The sequence below is a fragment of the Bacillus thermozeamaize genome (genome assembly GCA_002159075.1).
Classification (GTDB): Bacteria; Bacillota; Bacilli; order ZCTH02-B2; family ZCTH02-B2; genus Bacillus_BB; species Bacillus_BB thermozeamaize.
In genome coordinates, this window is record LZRT01000098.1 from 39,972 (window position 1) to 62,356 (window position 22,385).

General features: G+C 51.6%; 28 protein-coding genes. 2 read left to right on the forward strand and 26 right to left on the reverse strand.

The genetic code is table 11. The features are described from left to right. Positions 1-10: 10 nt before the first annotated feature. The 18 genes from BAA01_09435 to BAA01_09520 all read right to left on the reverse strand — a co-directional run bounded on the left by BAA01_09435 (position 11) and on the right by BAA01_09520 (position 15,742). Entirely contained in the window at positions 11-1,162 is a 1,152-nt protein-coding gene (locus tag BAA01_09435; protein OUM85680.1) for a hypothetical protein, read from the reverse strand. 100 nt (positions 1,163-1,262) lie between these two features. Continuing rightward, positions 1,263-1,658, reverse strand: coding sequence for a hypothetical protein (locus BAA01_09440; GenBank protein ID OUM85681.1), 396 nt, complete (start codon positions 1,656-1,658; stop codon positions 1,263-1,265). Between the two features lie 48 nt (positions 1,659-1,706). Next, positions 1,707-1,952, reverse strand: coding sequence for a hypothetical protein (locus BAA01_09445; protein OUM85682.1), 246 nt, complete (start codon positions 1,950-1,952; stop codon positions 1,707-1,709). Positions 1,953-2,608: 656 nt separating this feature from the next. Then, positions 2,609-3,583: a hypothetical protein gene (locus tag BAA01_09450; GenBank protein ID OUM85683.1), complete on the reverse strand. Its 975-nt coding sequence runs from the start codon at positions 3,581-3,583 to the stop codon at positions 2,609-2,611. Between the two features lie 2 nt (positions 3,584-3,585). Further along, entirely contained in the window at positions 3,586-4,443 is an 858-nt protein-coding gene (locus tag BAA01_09455) for a phage tail protein (protein ID OUM85684.1), read from the reverse strand. Continuing rightward, the gene (locus tag BAA01_09460; GenBank protein OUM85685.1) at positions 4,440-7,385 is read right to left on the reverse strand and encodes a phage tail tape measure protein; all 2,946 of its coding nucleotides are present in this window, start codon (positions 7,383-7,385) and stop codon (positions 4,440-4,442) included. Before BAA01_09460 ends, BAA01_09455 begins: the two co-directional genes overlap by 4 nt. Positions 7,386-7,582: 197 nt before the next feature. Then, positions 7,583-7,891 (reverse strand): hypothetical protein, encoded by a 309-nt coding sequence (locus BAA01_09465; protein ID OUM85686.1) that lies wholly within the window; start codon positions 7,889-7,891, stop codon positions 7,583-7,585. Between the two features lie 520 nt (positions 7,892-8,411). Further along, positions 8,412-8,810 (reverse strand): hypothetical protein, encoded by a 399-nt coding sequence (locus BAA01_09470; protein ID OUM85687.1) that lies wholly within the window; start codon positions 8,808-8,810, stop codon positions 8,412-8,414. Further along, positions 8,807-9,403 carry a phage tail protein gene (locus BAA01_09475; GenBank protein ID OUM85688.1) on the reverse strand — a complete coding sequence of 199 codons (597 nt, stop codon included), beginning with the start codon at positions 9,401-9,403 and terminating at the stop codon, positions 8,807-8,809. Before BAA01_09475 ends, BAA01_09470 begins: the two co-directional genes overlap by 4 nt. Beyond that, entirely contained in the window at positions 9,403-9,723 is a 321-nt protein-coding gene (locus BAA01_09480) for a hypothetical protein (protein OUM85689.1), read from the reverse strand. Before BAA01_09480 ends, BAA01_09475 begins: the two co-directional genes overlap by 1 nt. A 2-nt stretch (positions 9,724-9,725) precedes the next feature. Beyond that, on the reverse strand, positions 9,726-10,106 hold the full coding sequence (locus BAA01_09485; protein ID OUM85690.1) for a hypothetical protein: 381 nt from the start codon (positions 10,104-10,106) through the stop codon (positions 9,726-9,728). Then, complete coding sequence (locus BAA01_09490; protein ID OUM85691.1) at positions 10,099-10,401, reverse strand: hypothetical protein; 303 nt, start codon at positions 10,399-10,401, stop codon at positions 10,099-10,101. Before BAA01_09490 ends, BAA01_09485 begins: the two co-directional genes overlap by 8 nt. Beyond that, complete coding sequence (locus tag BAA01_09495; GenBank protein ID OUM85692.1) at positions 10,391-10,696, reverse strand: DNA-packaging protein; 306 nt, start codon at positions 10,694-10,696, stop codon at positions 10,391-10,393. Before BAA01_09495 ends, BAA01_09490 begins: the two co-directional genes overlap by 11 nt. 13 nt (positions 10,697-10,709) lie before the next feature. Continuing rightward, a complete protein-coding gene (locus BAA01_09500) occupies positions 10,710-11,933 on the reverse strand; it encodes a hypothetical protein (protein OUM85693.1) in 1,224 nt (407 codons plus the stop codon). A gap of 13 nt (positions 11,934-11,946) precedes the next feature. Further along, positions 11,947-12,540 (reverse strand): primosome assembly protein PriA, encoded by a 594-nt coding sequence (locus BAA01_09505; protein OUM85694.1) that lies wholly within the window; start codon positions 12,538-12,540, stop codon positions 11,947-11,949. Then, a complete protein-coding gene (locus BAA01_09510; GenBank protein OUM85695.1) occupies positions 12,476-13,702 on the reverse strand; it encodes a phage portal protein in 1,227 nt (408 codons plus the stop codon). The genes BAA01_09505 and BAA01_09510 overlap by 65 nt, the downstream gene beginning before the upstream one ends. Before the next feature lie 37 nt (positions 13,703-13,739). Continuing rightward, positions 13,740-15,389, reverse strand: coding sequence for a terminase (locus tag BAA01_09515; GenBank protein OUM85696.1), 1,650 nt, complete (start codon positions 15,387-15,389; stop codon positions 13,740-13,742). Next, positions 15,386-15,742, reverse strand: coding sequence for a hypothetical protein (locus BAA01_09520; protein ID OUM85697.1), 357 nt, complete (start codon positions 15,740-15,742; stop codon positions 15,386-15,388). The genes BAA01_09515 and BAA01_09520 overlap by 4 nt, the downstream gene beginning before the upstream one ends. Positions 15,743-15,834: 92 nt before the next feature. Here BAA01_09520 and BAA01_09525 point away from each other — a divergent pair, with 92 nt between their 5' ends. Continuing rightward, the gene (locus BAA01_09525) at positions 15,835-16,122 is read left to right on the forward strand and encodes a hypothetical protein (GenBank protein ID OUM85698.1); all 288 of its coding nucleotides are present in this window, start codon (positions 15,835-15,837) and stop codon (positions 16,120-16,122) included. 59 nt (positions 16,123-16,181) lie between these two features. On the opposite strand, the gene BAA01_09530 is transcribed toward BAA01_09525, so the two are convergent. Then, the gene (locus tag BAA01_09530) at positions 16,182-16,565 is read right to left on the reverse strand and encodes a hypothetical protein (protein ID OUM85699.1); all 384 of its coding nucleotides are present in this window, start codon (positions 16,563-16,565) and stop codon (positions 16,182-16,184) included. Positions 16,566-16,942: 377 nt separating this feature from the next. Between BAA01_09530 and BAA01_09535 the strand changes: the two genes are divergently transcribed. Next, positions 16,943-17,176 (forward strand): hypothetical protein, encoded by a 234-nt coding sequence (locus tag BAA01_09535; GenBank protein ID OUM85700.1) that lies wholly within the window; start codon positions 16,943-16,945, stop codon positions 17,174-17,176. A gap of 21 nt (positions 17,177-17,197) precedes the next feature. Here the strand turns inward: BAA01_09535 and BAA01_09540 are convergent, their stop codons facing one another. The 7 genes from BAA01_09540 to BAA01_09570 all read right to left on the reverse strand — a co-directional run bounded on the left by BAA01_09540 (position 17,198) and on the right by BAA01_09570 (position 22,072). Next, positions 17,198-17,389: a hypothetical protein gene (locus tag BAA01_09540; protein ID OUM85701.1), complete on the reverse strand. Its 192-nt coding sequence runs from the start codon at positions 17,387-17,389 to the stop codon at positions 17,198-17,200. A 390-nt stretch (positions 17,390-17,779) separates the two neighbouring features. Further along, positions 17,780-18,061 carry a hypothetical protein gene (locus BAA01_09545; protein OUM85702.1) on the reverse strand — a complete coding sequence of 94 codons (282 nt, stop codon included), beginning with the start codon at positions 18,059-18,061 and terminating at the stop codon, positions 17,780-17,782. Positions 18,062-18,152: 91 nt separating this feature from the next. Beyond that, a complete protein-coding gene (locus BAA01_09550; GenBank protein ID OUM85703.1) occupies positions 18,153-18,344 on the reverse strand; it encodes a hypothetical protein in 192 nt (63 codons plus the stop codon). Positions 18,345-18,529: 185 nt separating this feature from the next. After that, entirely contained in the window at positions 18,530-18,700 is a 171-nt protein-coding gene (locus BAA01_09555) for a helix-turn-helix transcriptional regulator (protein ID OUM85704.1), read from the reverse strand. A gap of 218 nt (positions 18,701-18,918) precedes the next feature. Further along, a complete protein-coding gene (locus tag BAA01_09560) occupies positions 18,919-19,677 on the reverse strand; it encodes a succinate dehydrogenase iron-sulfur subunit (GenBank protein ID OUM85705.1) in 759 nt (252 codons plus the stop codon). Beyond that, positions 19,674-21,431, reverse strand: coding sequence for a succinate dehydrogenase flavoprotein subunit (locus tag BAA01_09565; protein ID OUM85706.1), 1,758 nt, complete (start codon positions 21,429-21,431; stop codon positions 19,674-19,676). Before BAA01_09565 ends, BAA01_09560 begins: the two co-directional genes overlap by 4 nt. A 38-nt stretch (positions 21,432-21,469) precedes the next feature. Continuing rightward, positions 21,470-22,072 carry a succinate dehydrogenase gene (locus BAA01_09570; GenBank protein ID OUM85707.1) on the reverse strand — a complete coding sequence of 201 codons (603 nt, stop codon included), beginning with the start codon at positions 22,070-22,072 and terminating at the stop codon, positions 21,470-21,472. Between the last annotated feature and the right edge of the window lie 313 nt (positions 22,073-22,385).

The following is a 22,385-nucleotide window of genomic DNA, read 5'->3' on the forward strand; positions in this document are numbered from 1 at the left end:
GTTCCTTTCGTTATCTCCGCACTTCTGCACTCATCTGTTTTAACTCTTGCTTGATTTTTCGTATCAACGTTGGAGGCGATTGCCCAAATGTTACCTCCAACTGAAAGCCGGAAGGTTCGTATATCTCTTTTACTTCTGTAACCCTGGCATCCCTTGTCACACCCCAGCCAAGATTCTGTACCGTCACCACATCTCCGAGGTCCCAATCTCTTTCGTACTGAAAAGGTGAGTTGGTCAGAATCTGCCCTTCCAGCGTGAAAACTGCTGCATAATCAGCCAGGTACTGCTGCCCGCGGTTCTCAAGGTCATCAATAATCTCTTGTTCAGGCCTTGGCTGTGGCGGGTCATCCTCAGTCTCTTCAGCTACATCCCGGGCATCGACAAACAATTCAAAGCGGTCAAGTCCCTCGGCCGTCCCAACTTCCACGACACGCCTGTCCACACCCTCACCCTGTCCAGCCACATAAGCAGTGTTTCTGTAGTTCATGTAGCTGTCCACGAGACTTAGATTCTTAACTGAATCGTATTCAGGAGAAAAAATCACCGGCGGGTTTACAGCTTGCCTTGCCGTGACGTCACGCCCTATTGCCACATCAAACACCCAAACCAAATTTTTGTAGTCCACCGCAACACTCCACCCGACTCCAGTAAGCAGGGAGATTGCCTCCAGTTCTTCGGCTATGTTTTTGAACCGACTCTGCCATGACACCTGTGGGCCACGCTGCTGGTTTGGAGCCATTGTGAGCATCGGCATTTTCCGCTTTGGGTCAGTTGGGTTGACGATGTTACGATCAACGTAGTGTTTCATCACCGTCTCAACGTCACCAGACTTGTTATCATATGCGGTATGATCTGGTGGCAACGTGAGACGTTGACCAACCACTCCTTTGAGTTCATATCCCCGAATAACCCAGTTCTCCCCGTCTTTACCGCTCTCGTCCAGCCCAATCTCACGATGCCGGATAATCCCCACCTTGTGCGTGTCGGATCCGAGCAAGATTAAGTTGTCTAGCTGGAGCTTGTCCGTGTGCTGCTTGTGGCGGTTGATGTGGAGTTCGAACTCCCCCACGCCGTGCCAGCGCCTGGTAAAGATGAAGGATTCATAGTCATCGATCTCAGCCAACAAGTTCAGCGTGGGGGATAGTATGCGTATTGGTTTCACGTTCCACCACCTTCAGGCATAAAAAATACGCCCTTTTCGGCGTTGGTTTGTTGCACAAAATCGTCCTATTGTGACTCACTCATGCAAATTAAAAAAGCCGCTACAGCAGCTGCCTCAGTACCTCGTTTTTCACTCGTGCGTCAATGGCTTCTTCGACAAGCCTGTCCACCAGCGCGTTGGCCTTCGCCAAAGCGACTTCGGGTGTCATCGGGACAAAACCGATCTGGTCCGGATCGTGCTTCTGAAGATACACCAGATTCCCGTCAACGTAGACCAGATAGATTTCCCCGTCTTCCGGGGCATCCTTCAAAATGTACTCCGGTGACACGCCATTGATTGGGGTTACCTTGTCCCACAGCTCGACGCGAAAGCGGGTCCGCTCCTGTTCTCTCAAAGCCGGATAATCATAGGTAGATAAAATGGCCTCCACATCGGCCAGCGTTTTTGTTGATCCAAGCTCACGGGCTTCCTTGAGAAGTTGAATGGAATCCAACATAGGTATCATCCTCCTTTTATTTGGCGGCTAACCATGCTTTTAGTGTATCTAATCCTTTAAGTGATGCTGGTGTATATTCCTCATTAGCTCTTGTATCTCCGCTAGTAGAAAATCCTCCAATTGCGTATATTTTTCCATACGCAGATGCCGCTCCAAGTTCTTCTCTTGCAGTAGGCATGGGCAATACAACAACCCACTCGTTAGTTTTAGGATTATATACCTCATTTGTTGCAAGCCTTCCGTTGTAATATCCTCCGATTGCATAAATTTTACCGCCAAGTTCTGCAACTGCAAGATTTATCCTTCTATAATTTAGCGATGCTTTTGAAGACCATGAATTAGAAACAGGATCATACTCTCTGGTAATATTACCAATGCCTACACTATCTCCTCCTCCAACCACATATAGCTTTTCGTTTACAACAGCGATACCAAAGTTACCTAACGCCGATGGCATCGGAGCCTTTGTAGACCACGTATTCGTAGCTATATCATATACCTCATTCAGTGAAGTGTAATTTTGTGAGAATCCTCCAACTGCGTATATTTTACCGTTTATAGCCGCTACACCTAGTTGATTTCTAGCGGTTAACATACTTGCTTTTGTGGTCCATGTATTAGTTATAGGGTCATACTCTTCGGTAACCCCTACATTAACAGCGTCATCATTCCCACCAATTGCATATATCTTTCCATTAGCTGAAGTCACACCAAGTCTATATCTTGGTGCTGTCATAGCTCTTTTCGCTGACCATGTATTGAGTATGGGGTCATACATGTCAGTGTTTGCTAAAGCATATGAACTCCCACGCCCTCCAATCGCATATATTTTTCCGCCTAAAGCAGTCACACCAAGTCCATAACGCCCTGGTGAGAATAATGCTTTTGATAGCCAACTATCAGCAATAGGTTCTATACTATCAGCCAACGCATATCCCACCACATCCATCTTAACTCACCGCCTTGCTCACAGAGGTAAGCTGTCCATTTGTATATGTCAACGTTGTTGTTACAGTCGTCCCACCAGCGATTTCCTCCACTTGTGTTAGATTCCCGTTCGCGTCATAGAGCAGGTTTGTTGTCTTCACAATCGTTTCGCCGTCTTTTTCCTCGACCCTCATCAATCGTCCGTTCCCGTCATAAGTCAGCACCGTGTTCCTCGTATCTATCCTGAGATCGAGAGCCTTGATTTTGTTGATGGCTTGGTTTGATGTTCCAAGCACGGGGGCACCGATTTGCGCTGCCGTGACATTGTGGGGGTTCGCATTATCCGCCAAATGTGCAGCAAGGTTATTCTCCACCTGCTGCACTTCCTCTTTACTCGCCGGCGACTGTTGCTGCGCTTCTTCAAACCACTGCTGCCAGTCCCCCTGCACACTTTCCAGCCAACTGTCGAAACGCTGCTGCATCGTGGCCGTGTCAACTTGGATAAGTGAATTAACCAATCCGCACACAGAGTTATCAAACCGCTCATCAGTGATTTGCGACGGCTCGACAAAGGATTTTCCGGCCTCAATCAGCACTTGTGCCAGGCTGATTTCCCAGATGTTATCATCCCGCTGTAGAGATGGCGGGACAGGGTTCTCAGCAGGAGCCCCTTCTTTTACGAACGCACGAATATAACGATTTGGCAATGTCTTATCAAGTCTGATCACAATCCGGTCAATACGATTCAGAGAAGAATGCGCCGTAGAGTGGGATATGAACAAGTCTTCCGTGTTTTTATACATATACCCCTGAATCCAAGCATACCCGGCTTTAACAAACGTCCGCATATCGGTCCCATTCGCGGACACCTGGAGATTTTCACCGCCGTTCAAAATGCCGTCAGTCAGAAACAGCCGGAAATACTCTGCGAATTGGTCTGCCGTGTACTCGCGCGGATCCTCCGGCAAACTATCGAAAAAGCGATAAGCCTCAGCCATGATCACACCCCCACATAGCGGTTTCGGTACTTGACGATCACCCTGGCCGTCGTACTGTCATCGTCTGAGCTATAGGAAAGCACGTTATCTCCAGGCTCAAGCTGAAAGAATGTACTGGAAAGGTCGATAAAGTGAAAAGCATTATACCTGGTGCCGTCCGCTTTTTCGATTTCAACCCGCTTCCTCCCGAATGCAGTGTCAATGTGTAGTACGTCCCCGTCCTCCAGGGTCTGCCGTACTTTAATAAACTCGCCTGTCGTTTCATTCGTCACTACTGGATTCACGGCGGGGCCATAAAATTCAATCGTCACCGGCGTGGACACATCCCCTGAGTTGATTACGGACCGGTAGTGCGTTCTTTGGGCGAAAATGGTTGGCAGCTGAAGTGGGAATTGAATACCACCCATGAGATATGACATCTGTTTACTGACATAGTAAGTGTCGAGCCAGAATGGATCTGGGCACAAAAGAGTAATCAAGAAATTTTGCGCCATAATGCCACCACGTCGTTCAGGAAATACAGGTGAACCGTCCACAACTGCCTGGATCTCCTTTTGGCCACCATCGTATTCATACAGCAGTTTGCCTGGGCCAAACTTCGGGTTGAACACCCTCGCCAGTTCACGGCGCAAATCAAAGAGTTGTTGGCGACTCCTGGCCAGAATGCAACCTTCCAGAGTTAATTGCCGCATTTCCAAATACGTATCAAGGTATGTCGCCCCGTCCTGGTATGGCGACTTTTGCGTCTTGATGTCGGTATCCACTCCACCGGTGCCCTCCAACTTAGTGACCACGAAGGGCGGCGAATCACCTAGGACAATGCTCTCGCCCCTCGCGTTCGTGTATGTGAGCCTTCTCATATCCCCCACTCCATCGCAAGCTGCCGGCTGGCGCGTTGCAACTGGCGTGCCGTCTCAGCCGGGGATAGCGGCGTTGGTGCTTGAATCGTAACGTGTTGGATGATTGTACCCGAGGCGGACGCCGCCTTGACGCCACTGGCAGACGACATGCCTCCGGCAGGCACAGTCCCCACCCGGACATCAGTTGCGGCCGCTGCTAACTCGGACGCTTGGCGCTTTACATCCGCAATTGTCCGCTGAATACCAAGTGCAAACCCTTTGCCGGCGTACTCCCCGAGCTGCATCAAGACGCGGGAAGGAGAGTGAATGCCCAAGAAATCCCGAAGTCCTCCCGATATCGTGTCAGCGATGCTCCTGATTGCGTCGCCAACCCTTCCAATCATGCTCTTAATTCCGTCGATAAGCCCTTGGATCATGTTTTTCCCAATATCCATCAACGTCGAAGGTAAGCCTTTCAACCAATCAATCGCGACCGTAATTCCTGTTACGATTGCCTCTTTTACGCCATTAACTGTGGCCGTAACCGCATCCTTCATCCGATTGAACATATCAGTTCCAATGGTGTATAGCTTCCCGGGAAGCTCCCGGAACCAATTCAGCAGATTGTTCCAGGCACCTTTGATCCAGTTGGTTGTGGCCGTGACGATACTTGAAATAGCCGACTTAATCCCATTCCATGCCGATTCCGCTGCTGCCTTGATGCCTTCCCATGCCAAACTCAGAGCTTTCGCAATCAAATCAAGGGCCGCAGAAAATACCTGTTGGATGCCAGTCCAGATGTTTCTGAATGACTCTTTCAAGTTGTTCCAGATCGCCTGCGCGTCTTTGGACAAATTCTCAAAGTCGCCCGTCACCAAGTCAATGATTAGCAAGAGCGCTCCGGCGAATATATTCTTAATCGCTTCCCAAACGCCGGAAAAGAACGTTTTGAATCCTTCCATGATCGGGCGAACAACATCAACGATTGCCGTAAATGCCGCTTGTGCTGCCAACGAAAGGCCATTCCATACTCCTGTAAGAAACGAAACGATGCCGTTCCACACATTCGTAAGGAATGTTGCAATTGCTTCAAACGAGGACGAAGCGGCGCTTGTAATTGATTCCCATGCGGATGAAAGAAGGGACTTAATGCTTTCCCATGCCGCCGAAGTGGCGGACGAAACGGTGTCCCACAAGCCGACGAAAAATTCTTTGATCGATTCCCAATTCTTGATGACCAGGAAAGAGGCTGCGGACAGTGCCGCGATAGCGGCTATGATCAAACCAACAGGTCCTGTCAGTGCGGTAAAAGTTGCGCCAACCGCTGATATGACAGGGCCAAGCATCGCAAATCCTGCAGCAATCTGTGGCAAAAAGCCTATGAGCAACAGCAGCGGGCCTGCAATCAGTCCGACTGTTGCCGCCAATGCGCCAATCACAGCAATCGTCGATTGAACACCCGGCGGCAAACTGTTGAATCCATCGACAACTGTTTGAATGATGCCCGTCAGCGTGCGAAGCGCCGGAATAAGCGCCGAACCAATTGAAATCTGCGCCGTCTCCAACGACCCACTCAGTTCCTCCAGCGCACCTTTGAACGTGTCCATCTTCTGCGCGGCCACGTCGGCGGCACTGATCTTACCCATCGCCTCGGCCATCGCGGTGACGCCTTCCGCCCCTTCTTTGTAGAGGATGTTGGCGGCACGGATGGCGTCGGAACCAAACATGGTTTCCAGTGCAGCCAGACGCTGGGCGTCAGACAATCCGCTTAAAGACTCACGCAATACACCGGCAATCTCAGCCAAGCTTTTGAATTGTCCGTTTGCATCAATAAACTTGTTAGTACCATCCTCGGTGATAATACCAAGCTCGGCCATCGTTTCTGCAGCCTTCTTTGTTGACGGCTGCAGGTTCAAAAGCATGGTTTTCAACGATGTACCGGCGTCCGAGCCCTTTAGGCCGTTCTGAGCAAATAACGCCAACGCTGTGACCGTGTCCTTAAACGAGAGACCAACGCCAGATGCGACAGCCAATACCTGTGATAATCCATATTTGAGCTCGCTGACACTCGTCGCAGATGCGTTCGCGGCTCCGGCGAGAATGTCCGCCGCCTCTTGCACCGAGATTGCATCCGCACGGAACGCGTTTAAAGCTGTACTTGCAATCTCGGCCGCATCCGCCAGCTCCAATTCTCCAGCTGTCGCAAGAGAAAGCGCACCAGACAGACCGCCTTTCAGGATGTCCTCGACGCTTACACCGGCTTTAACCAGTTCCTCGATGCCACGGGCCGCTTCGGTCGCGCTGTACTTAGTTTCAGCACCCATGGTCAGCGCAAGTTGCTTGAGCTCGTCGCGGAACTGTGCGACCTCGTCCGGCGCCATGACGGAATAGGCGTTTGCCATCGCCTGCTCGAAGTCGGCGGCACCTTTCACCGCAACGCCAAGACCGGCGGCGATCCCGACGCCGGCAGCCGTGACAGAAGCCCCGAGTTTTTGCGCCTGCTCATAGGCGTTGCCCATGGAACGCTTCGCTTCGTCGAACGCCTCCTGATAGTCCTTACCGAGCTTGCTGACCTTCTTACCCTGATCCTGCACTTCATTGGTGACTTCGGCCAGCCTGCCTTCGAGCGAACGCAGCTCCTGCTCGGTCTTCACGACCTCACGCTGAAATGCCCGGTATTGCCCCTCACTGATTTCGCCGCGGGCAAACTGCTCGTTTACCTGTTCTTGCACCGATTTCAGCCGGTTCAGCTTTTCGCGAGTATTCTCCACCGCCTGCGAAAGCAACTGCTGCTTCTGTGCAACTAGTTCCGTGTTCGTCGGGTCCAATTTCAGGAGCTTATCGATCTGTTTTAGCTCTGACTGGATGTCTCGCGCCCGTTTGTTCACGTCCGACAGAGCGGCAGAAAGCCCGGTCGTCTCAGCGCCGATGACGACGTTTATGCCTTTGATTGTTTCCGCCATTTTGCTCACCTGCCTTTTTCCCGAAGTAAAGAAAAAAGGCAGGCACTAGGCTCGCTACTTCGTGCGGCTCTGGCTCTGTCCTTGGATTTTCACGGTCACTATTTTCCTGCAGCGCTGACACTTGATTTCGAGGTCAGCAACACGGGCAAAGAACAATGTCTGCCCGCAGTTCGGGCATTTAACTTTCTCCATCACGATCAACCCGCTTCGACTTCTTTTCGCAAATCATCCATTGCTGCAGCGAGTTTCCTTTTCGTTTTCCTGATTCGCTTATCAAGAGAATCTGCTTGCTTCGCTGATATGCCCCTGCGCAGTTTGCGCTGCAGGGCGGCAAGCTCTTCTTGAAGCTGCTTTGTGACAGAATTCTGATAGTATGCCGTATAAACTTTTCCGCAGTGCGGGCACGAAAAGCCAACCCGCTCAACGTCGTCCTTGACGATTTCCGTGCCGTAACTGATCAATATAAATTCCTGGCCACAACCCTCGTTACAGACCAAGTTTATCAATCTGATCCACCCCTCGCAAAAATGTGATACAATTTTCTAAAAAACCGTGGAGGCGGTATTTATGTCTTCTTCTTGGGAACCATGTCCCCGATGCGAATCTAAAAGGGTTGATGTAATTGGCAAAGCAGTCTGGTTTTTGGCCCCGTTTGCAGGTGGCGGTTGCTTGATCTGGCTTGGCTTCTTGTTTCCTCCCTTTTGGATTGTTGCAATATTGCTTATCCTTTTATCACCTTTAGGTTTTTTCATGCCAAAGGTTCTCCGCTGCAAAGATTGCAACTACAGTTGGAAAGCGCAAAAAAAGCAAGCAGATACCCCTGCCAATTGAGGCAGGGGTTTTTATCTGCCATAAAACGCATCAATATCTGCCTGCGTTGCCATGCGTGGCCGGTCTTCCTTTGCGCCCATATAGGAGCGCGCCAAATCAAAAAGGTCCATCACCCGCAGCTCGTTCATCTCGGCGAATGAAAGACCGATGCGCTTCCCGACCGCCAGCACGTCGATTTCCGTTCGTCGGTTCGGGTCAACGAACTCCCCCCTTGATTCCGGCCGCCCGGGAACGAAAAAATCCGTTCGCGGCCTCTTCGAACACGGCGGTCAGCGTGTCGCCGCTAAAGAGGTCAAACGACTCAAGTGAGGCGACCCACTCCTGAAAGGACGGGAACTGGCGCCCGAATGCGTCCGCTTTCGCCATCGCCCAGATGAGCTGGAGGATTCCAACAGAGTCTATGGCGGCGAGGTTGATCCGCGAAAGATCAATTTGTCCGCCGCCGGCCGCGATCGCCTCCACGCCGACCAGCGACTGCGCCATCTTGAGCAGGTCGCCGAATAGATCGGACCCGAATTCCTGTCGATAATACAAAAGAGCCAGGGGTGTCGCCCTGACTCTCACTGTTTGGTCTCCAATTTTCAGTTCTCTCATGAACCGCTACCCCCTCCGAACGTCGGCACGTACACAGCGTTGAAAAAGCTGTTGAATACCGTCTGGTTCGTGTCGCTCAATTCCAAATCCCCTTTGACTATCATCTTCCCGCCGATCTCAATCGGGCTGATCGTCAGCGACAACACGTCCGTTGCCGGCGTGATGTTTTCGCCCTTAGTGGTACGCTCCTTCGCCGGACGGCTGGCCGTGCAATAGTAGTACACGAACCGGCGATTGCGCTTGTCGCCGAGCACCTGCCCGAGCAGGGCGAACGGTTTCGGGATCGCGTCAGACACTTCGACGATCATGCCGTTTTGGTCGATCTCCCATCCGAGCATTTCGGCCAGAATGGCGTCCGGCACGTTGGCCAGCTCAAGCTCACCGGTGTAACCATTGTTCGCGGTCACCGTGAAATAGGCGGTGTTGTCCGCGTAAAACGTGCTCGATTCCCCCACGGCCGACGGCGTCCACCGGACAGCTCCGGGGATCGGAATCGGCGCTTTCCACGCCGGCTGCTGCGCGGCTTCTTCGTCAAAAAAGGCGATGTGGACTTTTTCAAGACCGAATGTGACTTTGTTTTGAGACACCCTCATCAGCCTCCTATGAGCTGGATTTCATAAATCACTTGATAAAGTTTTTCTTCCTCAATCCACGCCTCGACCTTTGAATACGGCAAGCCTAACTCCTTCAATTTGTTTTGGACCGCCGCCTCGGCTGCAAGGTCTTTCTTATTCGTGTAAAGCTCAATCTGAAAGTTCGACACCTCGACGTAGTTAATGTTGTCGGCTATGAGGTCACTGGAATAGGCGAACTGATAAGTGATGAACGGCGGGCTGACGGCCGAACTGAATGAGCCATATGCCACCGGCATACCGAGGCTTTTGAGCGCCTGGAACAGCTCTGCTTGCGTCATGGTCATCCCCCGTTCCGGATGATGCGCTTGATTTCGTCCGGCAATTTGGAGGCGTGTTTGTCGTATGCCGGCCGCAAATGTGGCCGAGCCGCCACCCGGCCGCCGCCGCGCTTCGCGTGTCCGAACTCGAGCAGGTGGACCAACATGTAGTGGCGCCTGTTCCATACAATTCTCCTGGTTCGTCCAGGCGCATCCCTACTTGTCTTTACGAATCCCCTGCGGTACTTCCCGGTTCGTTTCGGGGCGGTTCGCTTCACTTCCTGCAGCACTTCTTCGGCCACCTCGTCCACCTTGCTCTCGATTGCTTCTGTCACGTCCTCGGTATATTCCTGAACCGCTTTGGTGATCTCAGCGGCCAGCCTATCGATTGAAACGTTAGTCATCAGCGACCACCTTCTCGCACGTGATCCTGGTCTTTTCGCCCCGCGTTTCGGCGCGGATGATGCGATATACAACACTGTCATGCCTTAGTCGGTCCTCTCCCTGGTACTCGAACGAGTAGACCTCGAACCGCTTTGCCGGCCGCAACCCGGTAGCTGCGGCGTTATAAAACTCTTCGCTCGTCACGGCTAACTCATTCGCAAACACCATCCGCTCCGTGATGGTTTCGATTTGATTGCCGATTTCATCCTCTTCCACGGTGACGGATAGCAGGTAAATCACTTGATCATGTCGCACCGTCACTCACCGCCGGCGCCTGCGTGTACTCCTGTGACAGCGTCAGATGTGCTTTGAGCAGGTCATACGACTTCGCAAATCTCTCGGCCTCCGGGTTGTCATAGCCAAAATGGGCCTTGACGTAGGTAATGACAGCACGCTTGATGAGTGGGTCCATTTCGTCTTCCACCTTCTCAGCCGCCACCCCGGAAAGTTTCAGATCCGCCTTGGCTGCAGCAATCAGGTCCGATATTTCAGAATTAAAGGCGCTGCTGGAGATACGCAGCGCCAGCTTCACGTCATCCAACAACGCCATTCATGCCACCGCCTTAGCCGGCCGCTTGGCTGATCTTCACAAACGCCTCGGCGAGCGCCGGCTTTCCATCGGCCACGGCCAGGCCTCGGTACACGACCTTACCGCTGCGGAATCCTGCATCCCGGCTTGTTTCGATTGTCGGTGCCTGAGCAAAGTTCCAGTAGTAGTAACTGAAATCGCCGAGCAGGATTGTGTTGTCCGGCATGTAGTCATCGACAATGACCGGATAGCCGAGGATCGAGTTCCGGGCCGCGTCCTGCGGGTTGTAGGTGAAAATCGGTTGTTTGTCGTCAGTCTTGATTTTGCGGACGCCTCCGAAGAGCATTTTGCGGTTCATCACGAACACGGCGTTCGGATGATACATTGTCGGCAACAGCGCCAGGCCATCCACCAGGTCATCATAGGTGATAGCCGACCCGGCTGCCCATTCGTGGGAATTGTTCGCATCCCACGTGATGCCGGTCAGGATACCTGTCGGCTGCCCGGAACCGGTACCGTTCAAGATCGCGTTTTCAACCGCAATCGCCATTTGTCGGCCGATTTCGGATGCAATATAGGCCTCGAACGCATCGATTGTCATAGCTTGTGCGGCGGCCGAGATTTCGACCAGTTTGATCAGCTCGTACCCGGCCAAATTCACGCTAACGACCGTGTCGTCTGCCGGCGTGCCATCCGTACCCTCAGCCTTCCACGCCGCGGCATTCTTCGCATTCGCAACAACCAGGGACAGGTTCCCGGGCACATACGATACTGTGATGCGCGGAAAGAGAGCTGACGTCTGACGCAATTTATCGATGATCTTGTTAAGCGTCGTGGTCGGTACAGCAGCACCAGCACTGTTTGCAGCCGTAGTCAGCACACGTTGCTCAACCTCTGTCAGATCGCGGCCCAGCAGTCGCTTCAGGTAGGCGGAACGATATTCCGGCGTCGCCAGAATAGCGTCACGCTCCATGCCTTCGAAGTTGCGCTGTTCACCTTGTGGTTTGGTAATCGGGTTAGCATCGACCGCTCCACTTTGGATGCTAGCTGCAATCTGCTGTCGGCGTTCAATGTCCTGTTTTTCTTTGTCCAAATCGCGAAGCTCCTGCTCAAGCTTGTCCAAGTCAACTTCAGCATCTTCTTTCTCCAAGAGCGCCCGGATTTCCAGTTTGCGGGCCTCAATCTCTTGCAATCGTTTTTCAAAGCTGATTCCAAACATTTGCAGATTCATTTTGAGACGGAATTGGTGTTTGTTCATTCGGGTCTACCTCCTAAAAATAAGTCATTAACAGTAGTTTTTTGCGCCGCGCTTCCCTCTCCAGGGCCTGCTCCTTTTCCCTCTCCAGGGCAAAAAAACTGCGGGCTGAGATAGACGTTGTATCGTAAGCCGGGGTATCCACCGCGGCAACGTCCCAGATTTTCTTGATGCGTTTGATAGTACGGGTGCGGGTTTTCCTGTCGTATTCATCACCGTCGTTGTCATAATCGACAGTGAATGCGAACGACATCTTGTCAATGTCACCACGCTTGATCAGCGTGTACAAATCGCGGCCGGCCGTGGTGTCGGCCAGTTTCGCGCGAATAAAAAGACCCTTCTCATCTTTGATGAGCTCAAGGGTCTTGTTTCTGGTGCGCGCCATGACCATCACGTGGTCGGAATGATTGTACTTAAGCGGCACATCCCGCATATCCGCCCCGTCCAGGGCAGTCGGAGCAATGATTTCACGGTATTCCGTGCCGAAAATGTCAAAGACAGCAGGCTCGTTAAAGCGAATTGCGTATCCTTCGACGATCATCTCATCATTCGGTGGATCCGGTACCGCCCTTATCTCCATCAGGCGGTGTTCCTTCTTGGCTCTCTCCATCAGCTCCACTCCCTTCGGCTTGAATGTTTACGGGCGCCGTGTCCAACCGGCGGATCGGCTCGTCTCCGCCTTCGATCGGCGCCAGATTCATCGCTGCACGCCATTCGTTTGGCGTCATCGCACCGCGGTCTACCATCTGCATGAGGTTCAGTTTCGTGGTCATGCTGGCGTATTGCAGCCGGTTGGCTTCAAATACAATTTCGTTTCCTCGCTGTCGTTCCGCATCCGTAAACAATTTCGACGTGAATTCAAGGCTCATCTGGATTGCAAGCGGCTCGATTGTCGACTCATAGAATGCATTCCATTCGTCCTCGGTGTAGTTGGAACGAATAATCTTCTCATTGACACCGAAGTAGCTATACACCTTCTCCTGAATCAGTTTCATTTGAGCCGCGTTGACCATCTTGGGTTCGTTGTTGAGCGGTATATAATCAGCTTTGGCGTCTGTTGCCGCCACTCCGCCATTGTTCGTGATATCTAAGTAATCTTTAACGAACATATCGCGCTGCTTCTTTATGTCCTCCGGTTTCAACATGTTGTTGGTGAACTTCAGGATTCCGCGAATAAACGCCGATGTCTTTATGGCATTCATAATTCCTTCGTCCGTAGTCCTGATCAGTTGCAACGTTGGATTGAGAGCTCGATCGGATGGTTCGCCGTAAAGGTCGTTACGGTAAAAGAATCGGCGTAAATGGATGACGTCCTCATATGGAATCACTATTTTCTGTCCACCCGTGAAATGAAACTGAACATACACCCCACCCTGATACTCCAAGAAATCCACCGTCGCCGCATTTACGGGGTAAAAACCGCGAACTTTTCTAGCTACACGATCAACGTCCACGAACACAAACGCATTGTTTTGCAGGTAGAGTTGCGTGACCACTTTGTACAGAAACGTGTAAGCATCCATGTACGGGTTCGGCCGCTGGCTCAACAGGCGTTCGATGTCCGACCCGGTTTCCTGCACACGGCCGTCAACCCGGCGGACATGCTTCGCTTTCAACTTCGCGGCGTTCCGAGCGATGGCATCAACCGCGGACCGAACCACGTCGCTGTCGTATGCATCCCCGGAAAAAGAAGTAAACACCGGCGCGTAACCGTTCAACATCCGAAGCTGGGTCTGTATTTGCGACTCCTGCGGCCGGCGGCCGAAAATCATTTCGAAAAGTGAACGTCTCTGCAAGTTCTCACCCCTTTCAACACGCCAACGCCCGGTAGTCGTCCATGTGGTTGAATAGCACGGTGTATGCAATAAGCAAAGAGACAGCGCCGTCGATACGCTGTCTCTGGTTTTGGCCTTTTACCGGCCGGATATTATCGTTTTCATCACGCTTTACGCTGGTGTTTGTCAGGCACCACTTGAGGATCGGGTTGTTGTTGTAGTTGATGCGCTTGGCGCTCAGGTCGGCACCCATCTCCTTCATGGGCTGCGACAAGGTTTGCGCGCCCTGCCGGACCATCTCCATCTGGAAGCCAGCCGCCTTCATCTCGTCCACCCAATACTGAGAGTTCCACGGGTCGTAGCCGATCCATAACGGGTAAATCTCGTACTCATCCACCATCCGGCGGAACCATGCCGTGACCATACTGTAATCGACTTTGTTGCCAGGGCAAAGCGTCAGCAGGCCGCGGGCGTGCCATTTGTCGTAGGGTATTTTATCCTCTTTGACCCTAATTTTCAGCAAGTCCTCTGGCAAGAAATACTGTTGAACCGCGTACTTCTTCCCGTCCGGCTTCATGATGAGCAACGTCGTACAGGTTAAGTCCGTTGTGCTGGACAAGTCGGCGCCGCCCACGGCGTAGGTGTCGCGGATGTCGTCCATCGTGAACGTCTCTTCGTTGTTGATCTGATCGAACGTGAGCCACGTCCCGGCCACCGTGTCCCGGAGGTTGAAGTCCTTCGTAAGTACAGTCGGTAGGAAATCCGGATCGTTCTTCGCCCGCTCCACATTGGCCGCGAGCTCATTGTAATCCTTGATCGTGCCCAGGCCAGGATTGGCCTTTTCCCACATCCGGTAGTCGGTCCACTCCGAACGGTCATCCAGCTCGTAGATAAACGCTAAGAACCGCTCATCTTCAACGATCCCGTCCAGCACGTTACAGGCGTACTCGTAGATGCTGTCGTAAATGCACTCCCGCACAAACCCCGCAGTGGTAATCATGTCGAGCAGCGGCTGTTCCCGGGCCGTCATCGCTTGCTTGATGACGTCATACAGGTTGCGATCCTTGATCGCGTGCAGCTCGTCCATAATCGCGTAGTGGACGTTCAGGCCGTCCAGGCTGTTGGAGTCGGACGCCAGTGGCTCGAACTTGCTGAATGTCACCGGAAAGTACAGGTCCGTTTTGCGCTTCCGGATGTGCTTGCTAAGCGCCGGGGACTGCATCACCATCGGAACCGCGTGATCGGCAAAAACAATCCGAGCCTGATCCCGCTTCGTGGCGATCGAGTAAACCTCGGCACCGCCTTCGCCGTCACCGACGAGCATGTAGAGCCCGAGCGCCGCCTTTTCGGTCGACTTCCCATTCTTCCGGCCGATGATGGTCAAAACTTCCCGCGCTCGCCGCAGGCCCGTTTCCTTGTGGACAAATCCGAAGACCGCCTGGATCTTCGCCTTTTGAAACAACTCCAACCGGACCGGTTTCCCGATCCATTTTCCCTTGCTGTGCTTGCAGAACCGCTCAATGAACTCAATAGGCCGGTTCGCCTTCTCCAGATCGAACACCCACGGATCCCGCGGATTCTCGAGCTCATCCACCAGCTTCTGGTACTGCTGCTTAAGCCGCCGGCACGCCTGCACCTCACCGGACTGGATTTTGTTCCAGTACTCCAGGATGTAGTTGGTCACTTCCTCGCACCCTTCACAAACTCCATGAGCTCATCGGCGGCGTCTTTCCTCTCCTCGTCCGGCAGCAGGTCGAAAAGCGCCTTGCACACCGCCGTATAGTTACGGACCATCGTGTTGTACGTCTTTGCCGCCGGGTGCTCTCTCAGAAGCCGCTGGTTGCCCTGTTCAAATAGTTCCACCGGCCCATCTCGGTTCATGATCTCCTGCAGTTCAGCCAGCGTTGCTACCATGAAGGCGGCCTGTGCCTTAAGTCCTTCGGCCAACTTCTTCTTTTCGTCCGGCAGGTTTTTGAATATCTTGTTAAGTTTTGCCAGCTCCTTCTTTCTCAACTTTTCTTTGTCGATTTTGTCCATGGTTTCACCGCCAATCTAACCCCCCTCGTACAAGAAAAACGTTCCGGGGAAAATGTGAGGCCCGCGCCCGGTCCCACAGCAGCCACCAGGTCTTGCAGACCAGGGGGGCATGCTTCACTGCACTAAAGCGCAACCAGATTGCCCTCATCGTCGAACCTCACGCCCTCCACGGTCGATTGGCCGCGATGATGCTCCTGGTTGTGGCAATCCTGACAAAGCAGCTCAAGGTTTTCCCAGTTCAGACTCACATCGGGATCATCTATGTTCTGAGGATTCAAATACACCTTGTGATGCACAATCTTTCCAGGGCCACCACAACGCTCACAAAGCCCATGTCGCGAAACAAAAAAAGCGTCACGGCATTGCCGCCACGCCCTTGATTTGTAGAAGTGTTTGGCCCATGGTTTCACAACATCATCTCCTATGAGCAATAAGTCCCTCAATTTAACTCTTTAAGCAAATCATTAAAAGTCCGGTGTAAGTATATATCAAATGCTCTATCTGCTTCAGATTTATCTATCAATCGTTGAGCTTCAATCTTATCAAATGAGTAACTGTCGTCTTCTTTTCCCCATACCACTTGAATGCAGGGCGAGTCATCATCATTAAAAAATTCAAATTGCAAGTAAAAATCCTTTATAGACAACTTTGCTGAGTAGTCATTTTCATCAAATTCAACATCAAGACCATAACTTGTAAATTCTTTTAATTCTTTGTACAGTCGTTTTAATTTTTCTGCCATGTAATCAAATTGTTCTTGAAGCACAGCATGATTTTTGTATCTCCTTTTTAAGCTACTTATGAGTAGTTCTTGAAATTCCATCTTTACCATTCCTCCTTTCGTCTACTCAATTCGACAAAAGGAGAAATTTTCCTCTTATCACCTTGCTAACGTCATGTTAGCAAGTATAGATCTTTATTTATATTTTTCTTTAATATTTTCTTTTCTTTGTCCTCTAATTAGAGTACAGCACCGTACCCTACGTAGAGGACACCTCTGTACCCTACGTAGAGGACAAACAAACGTTTGTACACTAATTAGAGGACACCATCGAAAGCCTTGATACACAAGGGTTTTGGCTCTCTGGCGCTCGACTGTCCTCTAATTAGAGGACACCACTTGACTGTACTCGGATTAGAGGACACCTTACATGAATTGTCCGAATCATTTATAATGTCAATTAGAAAGGGGTGATAAACATGTCTGAAACTATTTGGCTGGATGGGGAACACAAATATGCATTGCACATTTACAACCAGAACGGGCAATTTTATGGTTCTGCCAAAGAAGTGCCAAGGCCAATTTTTGACGACTCACGTTTGGTAGACATAAAACTCGTAAACGGTAAGACGATTTTTAATGTCGGACCAGAAGACAGCAGGAAAAAAGTCATCGAGATTGCAAAAGAAGAATTAAAACGGTTTTTGGGTTAACTGCCTGCTGGCAGTTCTTTTTTATGCTCTCGCAATCGGAAACAGGCAGCCCATCTCATCATGAACGTATTCCCTGTCGCATTTAACCGTCACATACACATATTCGCTTTGGCAGAACGGGCAAATGAGATGTTCGTCGGCATCCTTCGAGTTGACAATAAATTGCCCGTCGCAATCGTCGCACACGTACTTCAAAAGGTATTCATGGTTCATAAGTCATCCTCCAAACAAAAAGCCACCAGAAAGGATCCTGCGCCGTCTGGTGGCGTGTTTGTCCATGATGCCATATTAACACGGGATAATGGACGTTGAATCAAAGCATTGCAAAAAGATTTTCAAAGAATTATCAAACGGCCTTCTGTTTCACCTAAATCAGGAACGAGTGATGTTTCTTTTCGATAAAGATTTCATACACCATTTTGATGCAGAACTCTACCGTATCCTGTTCGTTCATCTGCCCGAATTTCAATTTTTCATTTTGAAAATCCATAATCTGAGCAACCATGTTCATGACATTCTCATCAAATTTGAATACCTTTGCCATCCCATTCACCCTTTAATCACCCGGCAAGCACCGGGTTATTGCCACTGATACAATCCTCTCTATTCATTTGGAGCTTTCCAGCCGCTTTTTTCCCTCTCTTCAAGTCTTTCTTGAATCAATTCGTCGGCAAGTTTAAAAATATCGTCACGAATTTCTTCGAGCGGCCTTTTCCATTCCTGTCCGCGTTTTGGTATGCCAAATTTGTTAAAGATGAACCTTATATCCTCCTCGTTGCATCCACGTACGTAAAGTTCATGCATCAAACGCACAATAGTTGCTTCATTTTCATCGACGACAAATTTCCCATCTTTCAATGTATATCCAAATGGGATTTTATCCATTCTCTTTACTCCTTTCTGTCTTGCTTTTATATCACATTATGTGCTTTAAAATGTTGATATTCAATAACAAAACTCCAAGTTCTACGTCTTGCTACTCCCACTTGTATAATCCCCTTGAGCTTGCATAATCGCGAATGATGTGGCCAAGTAGCAGCTCAATCTCATTTTCCCCGTACAGCTCACCTTGTCCAATCTCATTTGAACGTTCGTTAAAGTGTTGCCTGATGCGCTCAATCAGCTCAAGTTCCGTTGCTTGCAGCTTCACGGTCATCACCTTGTTCATACGCGGATCCCATCTTCCTCAATCCGCTTATTCAGAGCCGCCTTGTACGCCATAAGGCGCCTGAACCTCAGCGACCCAGGCCTCCGCTGCGCAATCGGAATGGTGCTGAACTGTGCGGCCTTGCGCGTGTAAAAGCGAATGCGCTCAACGTTTGTTTTCATCAGCGATACCTCCAATGTTTTATGCTATTCAAAACATATCACATTGGAGATATGGTTACGAACGGTTTTCTCACTGATAAACAGCAGTTGAGCGATTTCTTTGGTTGTCTTGTCCTTCACGAGTAATTCGAATACTTCCCGCTCTCGATTGGTGAGAAGTGGTTTTTTGCGTTGTGCGCCATCTACCAAGTCCATCCCTCCTTGCCGGGGTTCCATCACAGGTAGGGATACAGTCAAAATATCCTATGTGCCCGGCACATGGTTGGTGAAGGGATGACCGATAAATAGGCAACCATCTTATCTTTCTATGCAACGCCCCATGTCCATTGACACTCAAAACGTTTCTGAAAAAAACATCCCGCTCCGCCAAACGCGCGGAACGGGATGTCGCCGTACAAGTGCGATTCCGTCGCTTATTGTGAAAGCCAGCGCTTGATGCCGAAGGCCACAGTGGCCCGGTTCAATTCCGCGATGGCCGTCGTCAGAGGGATTCCCTTCGGACAGGCCTGAACACAGTTTTGGGCGTTGCCGCACTCCGTAATTCCGCCCGGCCCCATCAGCGCCTCCAGCCGCTCATGGGCATTCATCTTGCCGGTCGGATGGGTGTTGAAAAGGCGTACCTGGCCGATCACTTGCGGCCCCATGAAGGTGGAGCGGTCGTTGACATTCGGACAGGCCTCCAGGCAGACGCCACAGGTCATGCACTTGGAGTACTCATACGCGATCTGCCGTTCATATTCCGGCATCCGCGGCCCTGGCCCCAGATCATAGGTGCCGTCAATGGGAATCCATGCTTTGACCCGCTTCAGGTTTTCAAACATCCGCTCCCGGTTGACCACCAGATCGCGCTCCACAGGAAACGCGGAAGCCATCGGCTCCAGCCGGATGGGCTTTTCCAGCTGATCGATCAGGGCGGTACAAGCCTGCCGGGGCCGCCCGTTGATGATCATCGAACAGGCCCCGCAAACTTCTTCCAAACAGTTCTGCTCCCAGACGACCGGTTTGGTCTTTTTTCCTTGGGCGTTGACCGGATTGCGCTGGATCTCCATCAATGCGCTGATCACATTCATGTTTTTGCGGTACGGGATGTCAAATTCCTCATAATATGGCTTTTCACCAGGGCCGTCCTGTCGCTTGATGATCAGCCGAATCGTCTGTTGCTCCCCACTCATGCTTTCACTTCCTCCTTCTTGACGTCATAACGACGCGGACGGGGCTTGATCAGGGAAACGTCAACATCTTCGTACTCAAACACTGGCCCGTCAGGAGTAAATTTCGCTTTTGTGGTCTTCAGCCACTCTTCATCGTTGCGCTCAGGAAACTCCGGCTTGTAATGGGCACCACGGCTTTCGTTGCGGTTCAGCGCACCCAGCGTGATCACACGCGCCAGTTGCAACATGTTCCACAGCTGGCGGACGAAGGAAGCGCTTTGGTTGTTGTAACGGCTCGTGTCGTTGACGTTGATCCGCTTGTAGCGCTCCATCAGCTCTTGAATCTTCTCGTCCGTCTTCTTGAGGCGGTCGTTGTAACGGACCACCGTCACGTTATCGGTCATCCACTGCCCCAGTTCACGGTGCAGGCGGTACGCGTTTTCGTCGCCGTCCATCTTCAGGATCTGCTCAAACTTCTCATCTTCCCGCTTCCGCGCCTGGTCATACAGGGTGCTGGACAGATCTTCGGCCGACTTTTTCAGCCCTTTCATGTATTCGATCGCTTTGGGCCCGGCCACCATGCCGCCAAAGATGGAAGAAAGCAGCGAGTTGGCACCCAAACGGTTGGCGCCGTGGTACTGGTAATCACACTCTCCTGCCGCAAACAGGCCCGGGATGTTGGTCATGTGATTGTAATCAATCCACAACCCGCCCATCGAGTAATGCACCGCCGGGAAGACCTTCATCGGCACCTTGCGCGGATCCTCGCCGACAAACTTTTCATAAATCTCGATGATCCCGCCCAGCTTGACATCCAGTTCACGGGGATCCTTGTGCGTCAGATCCAGGTATACCATGTTTTCACCGTTGATGCCCAGCTTCAGGTCGACGCAGACATGGAAAATTTCACGCGTCGCAATGTCTCTGGGCACCAGGTTGCCGTATGCCGGATACTTTTCCTCAAGAAAATACCAGGGCTTGCCATCCTTGTACGTCCAGACGCGCCCGCCTTCGCCGCGTGCCGATTCGCTCATCAGGCGCAGCTTGTCGTCTCCCGGAATGGCCGTCGGGTGGATCTGGATGAATTCCCCGTTGGCATAATAGGCTCCCTGCTGGTACACGGCACTGGCCGCCGAACCCGTATTGATCATCGAATTGGTGCTCTTTCCGAAAATGACCCCGGGCCCCCCTGTCGCCAGGATGACCGCATCGGCGCGGAAGGCTCGAATCTCCATCGTCTTTAAATCCTGGGCCACAATGCCCCGGCAAACCCCTTCATCATCCTGCACGATGGACAAAAATTCCCAGTACTCGTACTTGTTGACCAGCCCGGCCACCTCGTAGCGCCGCACCTGCTCGTCCAGCGCGTACAACAGCTGCTGGCCGGTCGTCGCACCGGCATATGCGGTACGGTGATGCTGCGTGCCCCCGAAACGGCGAAAATCAAGCAAACCTTCCGGCGTACGGTTGAACATCACACCCATGCGGTCCATCAGGTAAATGATCCCCGGCGCCGCCTCGCACATCGCCTTGACGGGCGGCTGGTTGGCCAAAAAGTCGCCCCCGTAAATGGTGTCATCAAAATGGATCCAGGGGGAATCTCCTTCCCCTTTCGTGTTAACCGCGCCGTTAATCCCGCCCTGCGCACAGACCGAGTGGGAACGCTTTACCTTGACGATCGAAAACAGATCTACAGGAACGCCTGCTTCGGCCGCTTTGAGCGTGGCCATCAATCCGGCCAATCCGCCGCCGACAACGATCAATTTTTGACTCATCACATATAACCCCTTTCCTCGCTCATAATGGGTCTGGCTTAAACAAACGCATTGATCGCACTAATCCCGACAATGGACAGCAGCACGAAGACCACCATCCACACATACGTAGAAATCTGTTGCGCGCGAGGCCCAACAGTGATACCCCAAGAGACGAGAAAGGACCACATGCCATTGGCAAAGTGAAACACCGCGGCAACGACGCCCACAACGTAGAACCAATACATGGCAGGATTGGACAAAATTCCCGCCATCATTTGGTAGAAATCCGGTTCAGCCGGCCGCATCAGGCGGGTCTCCCAGACGTGCCAGGCCACGAAGATCAGCGTCAGAATCCCTGTCACGCGCTGCAAGACAAACATCCAGTTACGAAAAGTTCCGAAATTTTTCAAATTCACGCTTGCCTGGTACATGACGTAAAGGCCGTAAATCGCATGGAACAGCAGCGGCAAAAAAATAAGTCCCACTTCCAAAACAATGAGAAAAGGCAGGCTCTCCAGCATGGCTGCCGCTTGGTTGTAGGCTTCCGCGCCTTTCGTAGCCTGGTAATTGGTCGTCAGGTGCATGATCAGGAAGATCCCGACCGGCAGGACGCCGAACAATGAGTGGATCTTTCGCATGAAAAACGTTCCTTTTGCCATGTCCAATACTCCCTCCTGCTTGGTCAATCCGCGGCGCCCATCGGCGCCATCTTGCTGCCCTTACCCTAAGTTATGTATTTCTGTGTGATCGTATTTGTATCCCTCCCCGCATCCAAATCATGACGAAAAATCGAACATCATCAACAAAGGTTATTGTACCCCTTCTCAGACAAAAGCGTCAAGAAGCCGCGATCACTCAGGTAAAATCTTACCGAAAGGATTGTGGATCGCTCACGTCAAAATCTTACTGAGGGGATGTGACGTGAGAATGTCTCTACAAAGCCGTCGCGAGTACTTACGCAAAATGCAGGAA